Source organism: Paraburkholderia sp. JPY419 (assembly GCF_050435705.1).
Classification (GTDB): Bacteria; Pseudomonadota; Gammaproteobacteria; order Burkholderiales; family Burkholderiaceae; genus Paraburkholderia; species Paraburkholderia youngii.
In genome coordinates, this window is record NZ_JBNDKV010000002.1 from 1,751,360 (window position 1) to 1,768,541 (window position 17,182).

The following is a 17,182-nucleotide window of genomic DNA, read 5'->3' on the forward strand; positions in this document are numbered from 1 at the left end:
CGCTGCCTCGTTCAGCCGATGGAAGGAAGACAGGAACGGCATCTCGCCGCCGCGTTCCGTTCATTGTCGAACGTATCTGTCCGCTGGGTCTGCTTATGTCTTTTTATCACCCCCACGGAAAATTGTACGACTCGGTACAGACAGAAGTGACAAACGCCCGTGCGCCTCGATCAGGTGATGGCGGCGCAAACTGGCTTGACTCCACGATCTACGTCGAAAACAGCAACAATTGCCGTTGCATTCACCACACACATTGTACGAATTGCCGCGACAGCCATCAAAATCACGAAAAACGCGGGATTGGTGCAACAAACTGGCCGAAAACGTCAAAACCCGATCGGTTTTCGCCGATTTCCGTAATCGAGCCGGATATCGGCGGGTTCGACCCGGTCGCGTCCCGCGATGCGCGCCGCGCCGAAGCCGTTCAGGATCGCGCGGCGCATCTCGCGCGGCGATGCCCGCTTGAGCGCATCGAGCGTCGCGTCGCCGAGCGTCTCCGGAAAGCGCAGGCCCCAGTTGTGCGCGCCGCGGATTTCGTCGTAGATCGACTGCGCGATGCGTCGCGCGCCGGCGTGGTCCGGCGGCGCGATCTCGTAGACGTTCATGCGGTTCAGGATCGGCTCGGGGATCGCGCGTTCGTCGTTGGCGGTCGCGATCCAGATCACGTTGCCCGCGTTAATTGGTATCTCGGCGAATTCGTCGACGAAGCTCTGGGCGGTGTCGTGTTCGAGTAGCGCGTACAGTGCGCCGAGCGGGTCGTATTGCGAATCGCCGGTCGCCTTGTCGATCTCGTCGACAGCGATGACCGGGTTCGCATAGCTGCCGTTCACGAGCGCATCGAACACCTTGCCCGGCTTTGCGTTCTTCCATTGCGACGACGCGCCCGACAGAATCCAGCCCGCCGTCAGCGAACTCATCGCGACGTATTGGTACGCGGTGCCGAGCAGGCGCGCCAACTGCTTCGCGAAATGCGTCTTGCCGATGCCGGGTTCGCCGAGCAGCAGGATCGGCATCAGTTCGAGCCGATCCTCGGTTTCGAGGCACAGCGCGACCTGCTTGCGGATGTCGTCGAGCGGTGACGAAAAATTGGGCAGCGCGTCGATCAGATCGTCGATCGACGGCATCCGGTTCGGCTTCACGCAGAAGCGCAGATTGCCGTTTTTCAGCATCTTTTCGTAGGTTGTGCGCAGCGCCTCGTTCGCGCCTTCGCCGAGACCGTTCAGCGCGCTTTCGACCTCGTCGAGGTCATACACCTGGCTGAACGAGGCCACGGCGATTTCCTGTTTGACCATTGCTGTCGTCATCGCTCACCCCGTCTCGCTGATCCTGCTGCGGCGGCGCCTTGTGAGCGCCGATACCAGTCCAGTGTAGCGAGGACACAAGTGCGTGCAAGCCAGCAGTCGCACGACTCTGCTGCTAACGATCGCGGGCATTCCGATCCTTATCTGGAATGGATTGTTGCTGAACCGGCCCTCCTCGACCGTGTCAGAAATCGTTGCGGCCATCGGGGGTAAGATTGCTCTCTGACCTGCTGCGGCGGAGGCAAGGCAACCCCGCAACCGACGCGTGAGCGGAGAACCTTTTATGTGGAAAACCAGTATCGTGGCCATGCTGCTTGGCGCTTCGTTGCTCGCCCACGCGCAACAACAGCCAGCGCAGCAGGTCGTGCAATGGCAATTGCAGGTAGTGAAAGATGGCCAGCAGATCGATTCGTTCGACGGCACCACTACCGTTGGCCAGGCGCGCACGGATACGCATCACCAGGTCGTGCAACACCCTGTCGGCTGCAAGGACCAGCCGGCCGGCAGCATCGATCTGTCGCGCACGATCACGGTGTCGCCGCTGCGCGTCGATCCCGAGGGCGTGATGTTTTCGATCGACACGCAGGAAACGCTCGAGGACAACAACGCGGCGCGCACCGACATCGGCTGCAAGCTGCCGCCGCAACCGCGCCAGGTGAGCGCGAGCCATCCGGGTCTGGTGGTGCCGCCGGATCAATGGGCGAGCTGGACGATCGTCGATCGCAATCCGAACCTCGTGTACCGCGTGCACGCGAGCGTCGTGAGCAACGGTGCGAATGCCAACGGTACGAATGGCGGCACGAGCGGCAATGGCGCCGCGGCTGGCGGCAACACTCCAAACTGACAGGAACCGCGCGCCTGACCGGCGCGCTCAAACAGAACACGTGGATAACGCGGCATGCGAAACCCAGAAGAACTGATCCGCGAGAGCCTCGCGCCGAACGATTTCGTCGCTGTAAGCTGGAACCTGCATAAGGGCCGCACCCCGCTCGGTTTTCAGGCCTGGCAGGCGATGCAGCGCTGGGTTCAATCGACTCACGCGGACGCGTACTTCCTGCAGGAAGCGATGGCGCGGCGCATGCCGTCGCCGGTGTTGGCGAGCAGTTTCGGTGCGCCGATGGACGATCCGCTGACCGACGTCTGGCACTGTCAGGCGACCGAAATCGCGCGCGCGCTCGAACTCGAAGTCGCACTCGGCCCGAACGTGTTCAAGCCGTCGTGGCGGCACGGCAATGCAATTCTGTCGCCGCATCCGCTGGATCTCGGCGGCCGCTGGGACATTTCCGCGCACCGCTTCGAAAAGCGCGGCCTGCTGGTCGCGCGTGCGACGTTCGGCGGGCGGCTCGTCACGCTGCTGTGTGCGCATCTCGCGCTGACGCGTCCGGCGCGCTTGCGGCAGATGAACTGGATCGCGCACTGGATCGCGAAGGAAGCCCCGGACGGTCCGCTCGTGCTGGCCGGCGACTTCAACGATTGGCGCAACGACTCGGTGCCGCTCTTTCGCGAGCACGGCTTGCAGGAAGTCGCGACGCTGCTCGGCGAACCGGCGCGCACGTTCCCGGCGTTCTCGCCGGCGCTGTCGCTCGACAAGATGTTCGTGCGCGGCATGCAGCCGGTCGAATGGATCCAGCCGACGCAGGAGACCGCGTGGCTGTCGGATCATTTGCCGTATATGGCGAAGTTGCGCTTGGAGTAAACGTTTTCGCTCGTTGCGCCTCCGCCAACGGAAAGCGCGTCCTCCCTTCACTCGCGATTCGGTGTCCAGCTCAGCGCCGCTTCTATCTCTTCCCCCGGCTGCAACACGCAGCCGCCGACGTGCTCTTGTGTACCAATCGCGTTGAAGCAGTCGGTCGTGTTCGTGACCGGCTCCACGCATAGCTGCGGATCGTTGGCCGGCGCGAACACGACCAGGTGATCGAACGGCGCGTCGGCCCGCATCGTCAGCTTGCGGCGCTCGTCGGGCCACGCGATCGTCGCCGCGCGCGACCAGTTCGAAAAGTTGTTATCCAGATCGAACTCGTTGGGTGACATGCCCGCGCGCAACGCGTCGACGGCAGGATGCGGGCCGAGATGCGTCGGCAGCACATCGGTGTCCGCGTGCCACATCGCCTGCACGTCGGCATGGATGCGCGTCGCCGCGGTGCGCGGATAGTACGGGTGATGGCCCATGCCGAACGGCATCGGCCGATCGGCGAGATTCCGTGCGGACATGGTGATGTGCAGCGCGCCGCCGCGCAACTCGATACGCTGCCGCGCGCGATAGCGAAACGGCCAGTCGCCGGTCACACTCGCATCGGGCTCGTGCTCGAAGTGCAAGTCCACCGCGCTTTCACCGCGCGCTCCGACGCGCCACGGACGACGCCACGCGTTGCCATGCAGCGCGTGGGCGAAACGCGGGTCGTTGCCGGCGAGCTCGATCGTCGCGCCGTCGAACACGAAGCGCGCATCGCGAATCCGGTTGCAGTACGGGAACAGCGGGAAGCTCGCCATGCGCAGCGGATCGCGCGCTTCGAACGCTTCCGGCAGCGCCGGCCGCAGCCAGTGCAACGGGCCTTCCGGCGTGACCTCGTAGAACGCCGCGAGCGCGCCGCCAATGTCCGGCGCGAGAACCGCGCGCAATGCGCCGGCCGACAACGTGACGAGGCGCGCGGCGATCGCGGGATCGTCGAGCCATGACAGCTGCGCCGGCGATCGGGTCACGGCATATGCCTCGCCCGGCCGTGCAGGAATCGGGGAAACGTCGCGCATGATCAGACGAGGCGAAATCGCGAGCGGAAAGCGGCAACAGAAACGTGCATTCATATCTCCTTTGACGTGCCGCGCCCCCGCGGCCGGCGGACTACCCCGAGCGAGAATGGCACGACACCGCATTGCCGGTCAATATTATTAGTAATAAATTCGTTCAAAAAGAGCCGGTAACGGAGCCTAAGCTCGATTCCCAAATGGCGAGGTAGCACGCGTTGCCGCACGCATATTATTAGTGGTACCGTCAGCAGCATGATGCCGCTGGCATTCCCCTGCTTCAGCGCCGCCTCAGCGCGGCCCGCACAATGAAAAAATCGACTCAACGCCGTCCCACCATGACCGACATCGCCAAGCTCACCGGCGTGTCGCAATCCACCGTCTCGCTCGTGCTCAATAACGCGGCCGGCGCGAAGTTCTCCGAGGCCACCCGCAACAAGGTGCTGAAGGCCGCGCACGACCTCGGCTACCGGCTGTCGCTGCGCGAGCCGCTCACGGCATCGAGCGACGAGCGCAATCTGATCGTCTATCTGGCCGATGAAATCTCCACGAGCCCGCACCCGGTCGTCAACATCGACGGCGCGCGCGACGCAGCGTACGCGAGCGGCAAGATGCTCGCCGTCTACTCGACGCACGGCAACGCCGACATCGAAAAACAGGTACTCGACACGGTCATCACCAATCCGCACGTATTCGGCGTGATCTACGCGACCGTCTATACGCGCAAGGTCGCGCCGCCGGCCGCGCTGTCGCAGGTGCCGACCGTGCTGCTGAACTGCTACACCGGCGACAGCACGTTTTCGTCGGTGGTACCGGCCGAGGTCGCGGGCGGCCATCTGGCCACCGAGTACCTGTTGCAAGCCGGCCACCGGCGCATCGGCTACATCAACGGCGAACCGTGGCAGGACGCCGCGAAAGACCGCCTGAAGGGCTACCGCACCGCGCTCGCGACCGCCGATCTGCCGTTCGCGGCCGAACTTGTGCGCGACGGCGACTGGAGTTCGGGCCTCGGCTTCGAGCTGACGCTGTCGCTGATGCGCGAAGCCAATCCGCCCACCGCGATCTTCTGCGCGAACGACCTGACCGCGATCGGCGCGATCGAGGCGCTCAAGCAACTCGGCCTGCGCGTGCCCGAGGACGTGTCGGTGCTCGGCTACGACGACCAGGAAATCGCCCGCCACACGCATCCGCCACTGTCGACGGTGGTGCTGCCCAACTACGAACTCGGCCGCTGGGCCGTCGAGACGTTGCTGCAGGAAGAGCACAACCGCGCGGCCGGCGCACCGGTGCGCCATCGCACGGTGAAGCTCGACGGACCACTGGTCGAACGCGCCTCGGTCAGGGTAATTACCGAGGCAAAAATCGGCGACGATTAATATTATTAGTGATTGACCGATAATAATTCCGAGTGGAATAATCGGCACGTCGGGTCGGGAAGAACGCGCACCGGTGGGTTATAGCCAACCGCATCCTCGCCGTCGAAACAGCGTCGGGCTCCCGGCTGGACAGAGACAATCCCGAGCAGCACAAAAAGCAAATACACCGTCACCGGTTACTGGAGGAAGACATGGCGTCGCTCATTACGCAGTCGCGCACGCACGCGCGCAAGCAGCAGATTCGTCCGCTCGCAGCTTCGCTGCTGGCTCTGGCAATCGGTGTCGGCGCGGCGGCCGCGCATGCCGACGACGCATTGCCGAAGCTGGCGACCAAGACCCCGTTGAAGGTCGGCTTCGCGCAGACCGAAAGCAACAACCCGTGGCGTCTCGCGGAAACCAGGAGCTTCAAGGACATCGCCGCGAAATGCGGCTGGCAGATCGTGATGACCGACGCCAACGGCTCCAACTCCAAACAGGTCTCCGACATTCAAAGCATGATCGCCCAGCACGTCGATCTGCTGGTATTCCCGCCGCGTGAAGAAAAGCCGCTCGCGCCGGTCGTGCTGCAGGCGAAGAAGGCCGGCATTCCGGTGATCCTCGTCGACCGCAACGTCGACCAGTCGGTCGCGAAGGCGGGCCGGGACTACATCACGTTCATCGGCTCGGACTTCATCGATCAGGGTCATCGCGCCGCCGACTGGCTAATCAAGGCCACGGGCGGCAAGGCGAAGATCATCGAGCTCGAAGGCACGACGGGTGCGTCGGCCGCGAACGATCGCAAGAAGGGCTTCGACGAAGTGATCGCGAAGAACCCTGGCATGACGATCATCGCGTCGCAAAGCGGCGACTTCGCGCGCGACACCGGCCGCAAGGTGATGGAAACGCTGCTGCAGGCGCATCCTGACGTGACCGCCGTGTACGCGCACAATGATGAAATGGCGCTCGGCGCGATCGCCGCGATCAAGGCGGCCGGCAAGCAGCCGGGCAAGGACATCCAGATCGTCACGATCGACGGGACCAAGGGCGGCATGGACGCGATCGCGGCTGGCGAGCTCGGCGCGAGCGTGCAGTCGAGCCCGTTCTTCGGCCCGCTCGCCTGCGACGTCGCGCAGCGCTATGCGAAGGGTGAAAAGATCCCGACCTGGGTCAAGGTGTCCGACCGCTTCTACGATAAGGAAAACGTGCAGCAGAACATGCAGTACGGCTATTGATCGCAAGCATCGGGAAGCGCCCCGGGGCGGCATGTTCCCGGGGACTCCCTTCGGCGTTGTAGCAGGAAGTCATCCGCCTTCTATGAATGTCTCCTCGTCGGGCGGGTGGCGGGAAGGTTTCGAAGCGACGCGCCCGTGACCGACGGACCGTCGCTTCGCTTTTATGCGGGCGTAAGATGGGCCGCACGCGCTGGGGCGGCCCGACCGCGTCGCCAGCAACAGCGCATCCGGCAATATCGGCAGCATCCGCATCAGGAGAACTCCCGTGACGGAATCTGGCAAAGAGACGCCACACTCCCCCCTTTCCCGTTCGCCGCTGCTCGAGATGCAGGACATCGGCATCAGCTTCGGCGGCGTGCCCGCGTTGCGCGGCGCGAATCTGAGCGTGACAGCCGGCGAAGTGCACGCACTAATCGGCCAGAATGGCGCCGGCAAATCGACGCTGATCAAGATCCTGACCGGCGCCTATCGGCGCGGCTCGGGCAGCGTGCGCTTCGAAGGCCGCGAGGTCGATTTCCGCACGCCGAAGCAGGCGCGCGAAGCGGGCATCAGCACGATCTACCAGGAGATCAACCTGGTACCGTTCCGCTCGGTCGCGGAAAACATCTTTCTGGGCCGCGAGCCGCGCCGCTTTGGTCTGATCGACTGGCGCACGGTGCAGCAGCGCGCGGCGGCGCTGCTCGATTCGTTCGGTTTGCAGATCGACGTGAAGAAGCCGGTCGGCCGTTACTCGACCGCGATCCAGCAGATGGTGGCGCTTGCGCGCGCGGTGTCGTCGGACGCGAAGATGGTGATCATGGACGAGTCGACGTCGTCGCTCGACGAGCGCGAGGTCGAACTGCTGTTCACCGTCGTGCGCAAGCTGCGGGACGACGCCCGCGCGGTGATCTTCGTGTCGCACCGGCTGGACGAGCTTTACGCGCTGTGCGATCGCGTGACCGTGATGCGCGATGGCCAGACGGTCGCGCAAAGCACGATGGCCGAGATGGACAAGCTGCAGCTCGTCACGACGATGCTCGGCCGCTCCCTCGCCGCGGTCGTGCAAGACGACACGGCGGCGCGCGAAGCGAATCTCGCGAAGCGCGGCAAGCAGGTGATCGGCGCGACACAGCTTGGCGCGCCGCCGAAGGTCAACGGCGTGTCGCTCGACGTGCACGCGGGCGAGGCGGTGGGTCTGGCCGGCCTGCTCGGCTCGGGCCGCACCGAAACGATGCGGCTGATGTTCGGCGCCGACCCGCTGGCGCAAGGCTCGCTCGCGATCGGCGGCGAGACGGTTGCGCTGAAATCTCCGCAGGACGCGATCGCTCGCGGCCTCGCGTACCTGACCGAAGACCGCAAGGGCGAAGGCATCGTCCCCGAACTGTCGGTGCGCGACAACCTGACGCTCGTCTGCCTGCGCACGCTTGCGAAAAACGGCATCGTCGACGTGAAGAAGCAGCAGGTGATCGTCGATCGCTTCATCGCTTCGCTCGGCATCAAGCTGCGCTCGGCCGATCAGCCGATCCGCGAGCTGTCGGGCGGCAATCAGCAGAAAGTGCTGCTCGCGCGCTGGCTCGCGGCTGAACCCGCGCTGCTGCTGCTCGACGAGCCGACGCGCGGCATCGACGTCGGCGCGAAAGCCGATGTCGCGAAGATCGTGCGCGAGTTGCGCGACGCGGGGCTCGCGGTGCTGCTGTCCGCGTCCGAGCTCGAAGAGCTGACCGCGGTCGCCGATCGCGCGGTCGTGATCCGCGACGGCCGCACCGTCGCCGAACTGAACGGAGCCGAGATGAGCGAGACCGCGATCATGGATGCGATCGCCTACGGCAGCGAGGGCCAATCCGCGCTCGCGCAAGCCGCGCGAGCGGCACACATCGAAGACGCGCTGGAGGGCGACCGTCATGGCGCTTAAGCTCCATTCCAATCCGCTGCGCGGCGAGGCGCCGGGCGCAGATGCAACCATGATGCAATCGACCGACACGCCGCCCGCCCGGTCCGCGAGCACCGTGCAGAAGTGGCGCCATCTCGCGATGCAGCGCGAAGTGATCGTGCTGCTCGCGATGGTGCTGTTCAACCTGATCTTCACGCCGCACTTCTGGTCGCTGCAGACCTTCAACGTAAACATGACGCAGGTCGTGACCATCGTGGTCGTCGGCATCGGCATGACGCTGGTCGTGGCGACGGGCGGCATCGATCTGTCGGTGGGCGCGTCGATGGCGATTTCGGGCGCGCTCGCGCCGATGCTGTTCCTCAACATCGCGGGACCGCTCGGCATCGCGCTCGCGTTCGTGCTGCCGGTGTTGGCGGCCGCCCTGTGCGGTGTGTTCAACGGACTGCTCGTCACACGATTATCGGTGCAGCCGATCGTCGCGACGCTCGTGCTGTTCATCGCCGGACGTGGCATCGCGCAGGTCGTCACCGACGGCAGTCTGCAAGCGTTCAACACGCCAGCCTTTCAGTGGATCGCGCTCGGCAAGGTCGCGGGCGTGCCGTTCCAGGTGCTGCTGATGCTCGCGCTGGTCGGCGTATTCGTGTGGGTCGTGCGCAAGACGCTGTTCGGCCAGTATCTGCTGATCACCGGCGGCAACGAGAAAGCCGCGTATCTGTGCGGCGTGCCGACCGCTGCCGTCAAGATGATCGCGTACACGCTGTGCGCGGCGCTCGCGGGCCTCGCGGGGCTGATCTCGATTTCGGTGAATTCCTCGTCGGACGCGAACGTCGTGGGGCTCGGTGTCGAACTCGATGCGATCGCGGCGGTCGCGGTCGGCGGCACCGCGCTGACGGGCGGCAAGGCGTATATAGGCGGCACGCTGATCGGCGCGCTGATCATCCAGTTGCTGCGCTATACGCTGCTCGCTCACGGCATTCCCGATGCGGCCGCGCTCGTCGTGAAGGCCGGCATCATCGTCGCGGCGGTTTACGTGCAGCGGCGCCCGCGCTGACAACCTTTCCGGATTCGATGCGATGAAAAAGAATCTTCCCATCCTGCTCGCGCTCGCGGCGCTCGTCGTCTTTGGGCTCGTGCGCTATGACCACTTCGGCTCGGCGTACAACATCACGTCGTTCTGGCGCTACAACTCGATGTTCGCGCTGATCTCGATCGGCATGGCCTTCGTGATCATCACGGGCGGCATCGATCTGTCGGTCGGCACGGTCGCGGCGCTCGCCAGCGTGGTCGCCGCGCTGACGAGCGTCTACGGAGGCTGGGTCGCGGTGCTGGCGGGCTGCGCGGCCGGGCTCGCGGTCGGCGTGCTGAACGGCATCATCATCACGCGGCTCAAGATCCTGCCGTTCATCGTCACGCTGGCGACGAGCCTCGGCGCGCACGGCGTCGCGCTGTTGCTGGGCAAGAACGATGCGGTCTCGATCGCGGCCGATTCGAACTTCGGCAACTTCGGTCAGGGCGACCTGCTCGGACTGCCGATCCCGGGACTCGTCGCGCTGGTCGCCGCGGTGGCCGGCTGGCTCGCGCTGCGCAGCACGCGCTTCGGGCGGCACTCGCTCGCGATCGGCGGCAGCGAGGAGGCCGCGCGGCTGATGGGGCTTAACGTGGACCGCACGCTGGTGATGGCCTATGCGGTCAGCGGGCTGCTCGCCGGCATGGCGGGCGTGATCCTCGCCGCGCAGTTCGGCGCGGGGCAACCGAACGAAGGCGTCGGCTGGGAGCTGTTCGCGATCTCGGCGGTCGTGCTCGGTGGCACGCTGCTGACCGGCGGCGAAGGTTCCGTCGCGATGACGATCGCCGGCGTGCTGCTGCTCGGGCTCGTATTCAATCTGCTGAACTTCGAGAACGGACTCGGCTTCATCAGTCTGTCCGCGTACTGGCAATCGGTGATTCGCGGCGTGTTCCTGCTACTCGTGATCGTGCTGCAGGCGCGGGTGCTGAAACAGCGAGGAAAAAAGCGGGCGGCGGCGGCCTGAGCAAGCGGCACCCGCGAGTTGGCGTCAACAATACCATCGGACAGATTTTCCTTATTTGACTGAGGCTTGCCGCTACAATCGCCGCCCCCGATCCATATCTGCGTACCGATAGACCCGCCGTGAAACCGTGTGACCGTGACGTGTCCCCGACGCGTCAGGACGTCCCCGATCGTCGTCCTCGGTTTCCTTATTGATTATTCGTGCGCAACGTCCAGACCGTTGCGGTATTGGTGGCGTCGTCCACCGCCGTGAACTGCAGGTGGCGGTTGCTATCGAGGCCGAAGGCGAGGCCGAACGCCGAGCCCGGCGCAGGATCGACCTGCAATTGGGCGACGAATTGTCCGTCGACGGTGAACTCGACGATTTCGCTGGGCTGATTCGGGTCGGGGTTGACCGCGTCGCCGTTTGCGGTGACGAGATGCCCGTTGGGTGCGAGTGCCAACGCAAGCGGACCGTGCAGGTGATTGTTGTCCTGGTAAATCATCCGGCCGACGCCGCCATCGTGATTCGCGCCCGCGGCGCCATAGATGGCGAACACCGCGTTGTCACCTGTCGAGGCGACGTACAGCACGTCATGCGTCGGATCGTATGCCAGTCCGGTCGGGCCGACCACCAGTGCCGCCGGATCGGTGCGGTGCAGATAGCCTGATGCAATGATGGTCGAGCTAGGCAGCATCTGAACGCCGTTCTGCCCGATCGCAAGATCGATCCGCGCGACCTTTCCGTTCAGCACATCCGAGACGAAGACCCTGACGAATTGCCCCCCGTCGATCACGGTGAGATCCCAAGGCCCGTCCAGCAGCTTCTTATCTTTCAGTTCCGTGACGAGCCCGCCTTGCGGATTGATGACGAGCAGCGAGCCCGGAGGGACGACGTTCTTGCCATCCGTAGTCGGCACATTGCCCACCAGCACGAAGCCACTTCTGAGCACCGCGAGCGCCGTCGTGAGACCGAGATTGTTTCCCTGGAAGAAGGTCACCGGATTGCTATTGGGCACGAGCTTGACGATCGTCGTACCGGTTCCCTGCAGGTTCGACTGCGCATTGAAATTCGACACCACCACATCGCCGGGTTTGAGCGTGCTCCAGGACGGCACGCCGAACGGCACGAACGCCATGCCATACGGATTGACATCGCCGTTGGCCGGAACTGTCGACGAGGTCACGGACTGCGGCGGCAAAATCACCTCCTGCGCCTCGGCCCCGACCGCCCCCAACGATAAAACCAGCAGACCGGCATGACACACCGCACGACGTAAGCGGCGCGATGCGCGTGCCCATATCGCCAATCCGGTGAAGTCCGGGTATGAACCGAATGCAGACATCGCACGAGAAGTTTCCATTTGACACCTCCTACTCGCAGGGGCGGTCGCGGCCGCCAGGACGAGTCGCGCAGCCACCGCACTGCCTGGCTTCGCGCGACTCGCGTCCTGCGTAAACGAGGTGAGGTCAGGCGTATTCCCCAAAAAATCGCGCCGGGCAACCGATAGTCGAACCCGAGGCGATCCCGATGGCGTCGGGACGGTTCCGCCCCATTTGCCGGCCTTATTAGCAGGGTCAATGCTGCAGCGCACGCCGCGTTTCGGTATCATCTTGAAATTGTTGCCCACGCGGCGCGTCGCTTTCACGCCTGCCGGACAGCCAATGGCAGCCGCCCTGCGCGGCGTTCGCCGAATCGCCGTACCCCGCTGAAGCACGGCCGCTCTCACGCCAACGTACTTCGCGGCGCCAGCAAGCCGGCGCCGCCGCTTCCCGGTTTTGGCAACCCGCTTTACCACGCTCGCCCGCCGCGCCGCGGCCCCGCCCCGGCGGGCACGGTAAAATGCTGGATTGCGCGGGAGTCCCGACTCCGGATCAGCGCAGCATCGCCCTTGCCGTGCCGGCCGGCTCAGACGACTGGCCGCCTTTGTTTTCGCACTATCCAAGAAGCCATGAGCAACCTGAATTCACAAACCGTCCTGAGCGTCCATCACTGGACCGATACGCTTTTCAGCTTCACCTGCACGCGCGATCCGTCGTTCCGCTTCGAAAACGGCCAGTTCACGATGGTCGGCCTGCAGGTCGACGGCAAGCCGCTGCTGCGCGCCTACAGCCTCGCGAGTGCGAACTACGAAGAACATCTCGAATTCCTCAGCATCAAGGTGCAGGACGGTCCGCTCACCTCGCGTCTGCAGCATCTGAAGGTCGGCGACGAAGTGCTGATTGGCAAGAAGCCGGTCGGCACGCTGGTGGCCGATAACCTGCTGCCGGGCAAGACGCTGTGGCTGCTGTCTACCGGCACGGGCCTCGCGCCGTTCATGTCGATCATCAAAGATCCGGACATTTACGACCGCTACGAACGCGTGGTGCTCACGCACACCTGCCGTTTCGTCGACGAACTCGCGTACAAGGAATACATCACCGAGCACCTGCCGGCGCATGAACACCTCGGCGAGCTCGTGCAGGAAAAGCTGCTGTACTACCCGACCGTCACGCGCGAAGCGTTCCAGAACCGCGGCCGCATCACCGAGCTGATCGAAACCGAAAAGCTGTTCGCCGACCTCGGCGTGCCGGGTTTCTCGCTCGAAAACGACCGCGTCATGCTGTGCGGCAGCCCGCACATGCTGCGCGACACGCGCAAGCTGCTCGAAGATGCCGGTTTCAAGGAAGGCAGCAACAACGAGCCGGGTCATTACGTGGTCGAAAAGGCCTTCGTCGGCTAAACCGTCGTTCCCTCTCGCGGCTCACGCACCGCAAATTCCAAAAAAGGAGCCTCTGGGCTCCTTTTTTGTTGCTCCGTTACAAATTGGACGCTGTTACGTCACCTTCGCTGTCAGAATTCCTCTGACACGGCGGGCGGATGACAAACATCAAGTAATTTCTACAAACCATGCGCTAAGCCTTGGCGCGACTGCTTTTTTAATCTTTTTGGGATATCATCGCGCCGCGAGATCAGACGAATTCATGCACTGAACATCGTCAACCCGAGTTGTTACTGAATGTAAATTTCGTTACGTTGGGCCATCGTGTTTCGTCCGACGCGAAACCGCGTGATTCGCAGGCGCTGATCGCGTCTGCGCGCGCGCTTCGCTGTCCACTCCGCTTCCTGAGAGGGAAATTCATGGATACGCCGACTGCCGTGCCGTTCAACGCTGCGCTGGCCTCGGCCGCGCAGCGTGATGGCTTCGACATGCCGTCGCACGCCGCGCGCGAGATCGAGCGGCTGCGCGCGCGGGTGCGCGAGCTGTCGGCCGAACTGGTCGATGCGCAGGAAAGCGTACGCCGCCACGTCGCGCGCGAGTTGCACGACGGCGTCGGCGCCGAGCTGACCGCGACGCGCTTCGCGCTCGCCGGCATCGAAACCTGGCTGCCCGCCGACGCGCCGCCGCAATGCGCGGCCGCGCTCGCGGTCGCGAACCGTTCGCTCGACGCCGTGCACGCGGCGAACCGCGAGGCCATCGCGCAACTGCACGCGCCGTCGTTCGAGACTGGCCTCGCCGGCGCGCTGAAGTGCTGGGTGCGCGACTTCTCCTCTCGCACCGGCTTGCGCACCACCGTCACCTGCGCCGACGACGCGCGTCTCGCGCGCCTGCCCGCCGATGCGGCACTCGCCGTGTTCCGCGTCGCGCAGGAAGCGCTGAACAACGTCGCGAAGCACGCACGCGCGAGCTGCGCCGACGTGCGCATCGAAACCGGTGCGCGTCATCTGAGGCTCATCGTCAGCGACGACGGCATCGGCCTGCCGCGCGGCGCGCGCGAACGCGGTGGCCAGAAACAGCCAGCCGGCCATTTCGGCCTCGCCGGCATGCAGGCGCGCTGCGCCGCATTCGACGGCACGTTGCGGGTCGGCGCGAGGCGCGCAAGCGTCGGTTGCAGCGAGGATAGCGGCACTGGCAGCAACGGCGCCGTCGCCCCGCGCGGCACCTTGATCCAGGCCCGCTTCGCGTGGCACGCGGTGCTGGCCACCACCCCCGCCCCGCGCGCCGCCCGGCGCGCGCTGCAATCGTGAGCACGCGACCATGAGCCTGCGCATCCTGATCGTCGAAGATCACGCGGTGGTCCGCCAGGGCGTTCGCCAGCTGCTGCTCGATCGCGGCGTCGCGCGCGAGGTCGCCGAGGCGCAAAGCGGCTCCGAAGCGCTCGACTCGGTCGTCCATCACAGCTTCGACGTCGTGCTGCTCGACATCTCGCTGCCCGACATGAATGGCGTCGAGGTGCTCAAGCGCCTGAAGCGCAAGGCGCCACGCGTCGCGGTGCTGATGTTCTCGATGTACCGCGAGGACCAGTACGCGGTGCGCGCGCTCAAGGCCGGCGCGTCCGGCTATCTGTCGAAGACGGTCGACGCCGCGCAGATGATCGGCGCGATCCGGCAAGTCGCCGCGGGCCGCAAGTACGTGAGCCCCGAGATGGCCGAGGCACTCGCCGACTACGTGTCGTTCGACGGCGAGCAGTTGCCGCACGAAAAGCTGTCCGATCGCGAGTACCAGACGCTGTGCATGCTCGCGTCGGGCAAACGGCTCACCGATATTGCGGCCACACTGTCGCTGTCGGTGAAGACGGTCAGCGTGTACCGCACGCGGCTGCTCGACAAGATGAAGCTGCGCAACAACGCCGAGCTCACGTTCTATGTGATGAGCAACCGCCTCGTCGATCTGAATCCAGCGATGGCCGGCTAGGCCAGCAGACGCCATAGCCCATGACTGCGGCGTTGTGCCGCAGTCGGCCCGAGCCGATCGTGGCGGCCGCGCAAACGAAGAAATTCCGTCCCCATCGATCGCCAATTCAGTAAAAGCTTACTGCCGCCCCGCGTGCGGCACCGCAAGACCACCCCGCCGCCCCTCCTGGCGGGAGTTTCCGCCCATCGCCCTCGTCCACGAAGCGCCGTTTTGAACCGGCCCGGTGGCACGCATCCGCTAGAATTGCGGGTTTTCCCGACATTCGGCGCGCAACACGCGTGCACCACTGGAGACCCACGCCAATGTCCCTGTTTCGCAAAAAGAGCGTCGAGCACATGCTTGCGGCAAGCGCTCAGACCGCCGGCCTGAAAAAGGCGCTCGGCGCGCTCGACCTGACTTTCCTCGGCGTCGGCGCCATCATCGGCACCGGCATCTTCGTGCTCACCGGCACGGGCGCCTTGCAGGCCGGCCCCGCGCTGATGATCTCGTTCGTGGTCGCGGCGATCGCCTGCGGCTTTGCCGCCCTCGCGTATGCGGAATTCGCGTCGACAATTCCGGTCGCCGGTTCGATCTACACGTACTCGTACGCGACGCTCGGCGAGCTGGCCGCATGGATCATCGGCTGGGACCTGATGCTCGAATATGGGCTCGCGACCTCGGCGGTGTCGGTCGGCTGGTCAGGCTATCTGCAGTCGCTGCTGTCGGGCTTCGGCGTGTCGCTGCCGATGGCGCTGACCGCGGCCCCCGGCGCCGTCCCCGGACACCAAACGCTGTTCGACCTGCCCGCCTTCCTAGTGATGATGGCGATCACCACGCTGCTGTCGGTCGGTGTGCGCGAATCCGCGCGGATCAACAACATCATGGTGGCGATCAAGGTCGTGGTCGTGCTGCTCGTGATCGGCGTCGGCGTGTTTCACGTTACGCCGGCCAACTGGCACCCGTTCATGCCGCACGGCTGGAGCGGCGTGTTCGGCGCGGCCGCGGTGATGTTCTTCGCGTTCATCGGCTTCGACTCGGTGTCGTCGGCGGCGGAAGAGGTGAAGAATCCGAAGCGGGATCTGCCGATCGGCATCATCGCGTCGCTGGGCGTGTGCGCGGTGTTGTATGTGGCCGTGGCCGCGGTCGTCACCGGCATCGTGCCGTCCGAGAAGTTCATGGGCATTTCGCACCCGGTGTCATACGCGCTGCAACTCGCGGGGCAAAACTGGGTCGCGGGCTTCATCGACCTCGGCGCCGTGCTCGGCATGCTGACCGTGATTCTCGTGATGGCCTACGGTCAGACGCGCGTGATCTTCGCGATGTCGCGCGACGGCCTGCTGCCCGCGAAGCTGTCGAAAGTGCATCCGCGCTTCGCGACGCCGTTCTTCACGACGTGGCTCGTCGGTATCTTCTTCGGCCTGATCGGCGCGCTGGTGCCGCTCAATGTGTTGGCTGAACTGATCAATATCGGCACGCTCGCGGCATTCTCGATGGTGTCGATCGCGGTGCTCGTGCTGCGCAAGACCCACCCCGAGCTGCCGCGCGCGTTCCGTTGCCCGGGCGTGCCGGTCGTGCCGGTGCTCGCGGTCGCATCGTGCCTGTTCCTGATGCTGAATCTTCAAGGCATCACGTGGGGCGCGTTCCTCATCTGGCTCGCGATCGGCATGGTCGTTTATTTCGGCTACTCGCGCCGTCATTCGAAACTGGCAAAGTAAGGCGCCGTTTTCAACGAGGCCGCGCCAATGAGCTGAATGCTCGCGAGCGCGGCCTCGCTTTCCGCTGATTTATCGAAGCGCCCCGTCATGCCCTGCAGACGGGGCGCTCGTCTTTGCGGCGTCCCGTTCCGTGGCCCCGTCTTCTGTTGGTGCGCTCGCGCGCGCCGACACACTTCCCCTCATAGCGCGTCCGCGCGATTTGTGCTTTACTTTTCGGCAGACTTGTAAAACCCGCAGCACCCTCATCGGACCTCGCGAACCGCAGTCACTCGCAGTCGAAGCAAAAGCAGGGGCAACAACAATC

14 protein-coding genes are annotated in these 17,182 nt (G+C 64.8%); 11 read left to right on the forward strand and 3 right to left on the reverse strand.

The genetic code is table 11. The annotated features are described in order from the left end of the window. Positions 1-326 precede the first annotated feature (326 nt). Positions 327-1,304 (reverse strand): AAA family ATPase, encoded by a 978-nt coding sequence (locus QFZ91_RS14170; RefSeq protein WP_429567586.1) that lies wholly within the window; start codon positions 1,302-1,304, stop codon positions 327-329. A gap of 280 nt (positions 1,305-1,584) precedes the next feature. Here QFZ91_RS14170 and QFZ91_RS14175 point away from each other — a divergent pair, with 280 nt between their 5' ends. Continuing rightward, positions 1,585-2,145 carry a hypothetical protein gene (locus QFZ91_RS14175; RefSeq protein WP_429567587.1) on the forward strand — a complete coding sequence of 187 codons (561 nt, stop codon included), beginning with the start codon at positions 1,585-1,587 and terminating at the stop codon, positions 2,143-2,145. A gap of 54 nt (positions 2,146-2,199) precedes the next feature. After that, positions 2,200-2,997, forward strand: a complete 798-nt coding sequence (locus QFZ91_RS14180) for an endonuclease/exonuclease/phosphatase family protein (RefSeq protein WP_176109779.1) — start codon at positions 2,200-2,202, stop codon at positions 2,995-2,997. A gap of 47 nt (positions 2,998-3,044) precedes the next feature. On the opposite strand, the gene QFZ91_RS14185 is transcribed toward QFZ91_RS14180, so the two are convergent. Then, positions 3,045-4,049 carry an aldose 1-epimerase gene (locus QFZ91_RS14185; RefSeq protein ID WP_429568641.1) on the reverse strand — a complete coding sequence of 335 codons (1,005 nt, stop codon included), beginning with the start codon at positions 4,047-4,049 and terminating at the stop codon, positions 3,045-3,047. Positions 4,050-4,381: 332 nt separating this feature from the next. Here QFZ91_RS14185 and QFZ91_RS14190 point away from each other — a divergent pair, with 332 nt between their 5' ends. The 5 genes from QFZ91_RS14190 (at position 4,382) to QFZ91_RS14210 (ending at position 10,530) form a co-directional block, all read left to right on the forward strand. After that, a complete protein-coding gene (locus tag QFZ91_RS14190; protein ID WP_429567588.1) occupies positions 4,382-5,419 on the forward strand; it encodes a LacI family DNA-binding transcriptional regulator in 1,038 nt (345 codons plus the stop codon). A gap of 191 nt (positions 5,420-5,610) precedes the next feature. Continuing rightward, positions 5,611-6,630, forward strand: coding sequence for an ABC transporter substrate-binding protein (locus QFZ91_RS14195; RefSeq protein ID WP_368594888.1), 1,020 nt, complete (start codon positions 5,611-5,613; stop codon positions 6,628-6,630). 325 nt (positions 6,631-6,955) lie between these two features. Then, a complete protein-coding gene (locus QFZ91_RS14200; RefSeq protein WP_429568642.1) occupies positions 6,956-8,521 on the forward strand; it encodes a sugar ABC transporter ATP-binding protein in 1,566 nt (521 codons plus the stop codon). Between the two features lie 49 nt (positions 8,522-8,570). Continuing rightward, a complete protein-coding gene (locus tag QFZ91_RS14205) occupies positions 8,571-9,551 on the forward strand; it encodes an ABC transporter permease (RefSeq protein ID WP_429568643.1) in 981 nt (326 codons plus the stop codon). Between the two features lie 22 nt (positions 9,552-9,573). Further along, positions 9,574-10,530: an ABC transporter permease gene (locus QFZ91_RS14210; protein WP_429567589.1), complete on the forward strand. Its 957-nt coding sequence runs from the start codon at positions 9,574-9,576 to the stop codon at positions 10,528-10,530. A gap of 187 nt (positions 10,531-10,717) precedes the next feature. On the opposite strand, the gene QFZ91_RS14215 is transcribed toward QFZ91_RS14210, so the two are convergent. Beyond that, positions 10,718-11,854, reverse strand: a complete 1,137-nt coding sequence (locus tag QFZ91_RS14215) for a hypothetical protein (RefSeq protein ID WP_429568644.1) — start codon at positions 11,852-11,854, stop codon at positions 10,718-10,720. 606 nt (positions 11,855-12,460) lie between these two features. Here QFZ91_RS14215 and QFZ91_RS14220 point away from each other — a divergent pair. The 4 genes from QFZ91_RS14220 (at position 12,461) to QFZ91_RS14235 (ending at position 16,878) form a co-directional block, all read left to right on the forward strand. Next, positions 12,461-13,231, forward strand: coding sequence for a ferredoxin--NADP reductase (locus tag QFZ91_RS14220; protein ID WP_018436901.1), 771 nt, complete (start codon positions 12,461-12,463; stop codon positions 13,229-13,231). Positions 13,232-13,629: 398 nt separating this feature from the next. Further along, the gene (locus QFZ91_RS14225; protein ID WP_429567590.1) at positions 13,630-14,517 is read left to right on the forward strand and encodes a sensor histidine kinase; all 888 of its coding nucleotides are present in this window, start codon (positions 13,630-13,632) and stop codon (positions 14,515-14,517) included. 10 nt (positions 14,518-14,527) lie between these two features. After that, positions 14,528-15,184 carry a response regulator transcription factor RqpR gene (gene rqpR, locus QFZ91_RS14230; RefSeq protein WP_429567591.1) on the forward strand — a complete coding sequence of 219 codons (657 nt, stop codon included), beginning with the start codon at positions 14,528-14,530 and terminating at the stop codon, positions 15,182-15,184. A 302-nt stretch (positions 15,185-15,486) separates the two neighbouring features. Then, entirely contained in the window at positions 15,487-16,878 is a 1,392-nt protein-coding gene (locus tag QFZ91_RS14235; RefSeq protein ID WP_429567592.1) for an amino acid permease, read from the forward strand. Positions 16,879-17,182: the final 304 nt, after the last annotated feature.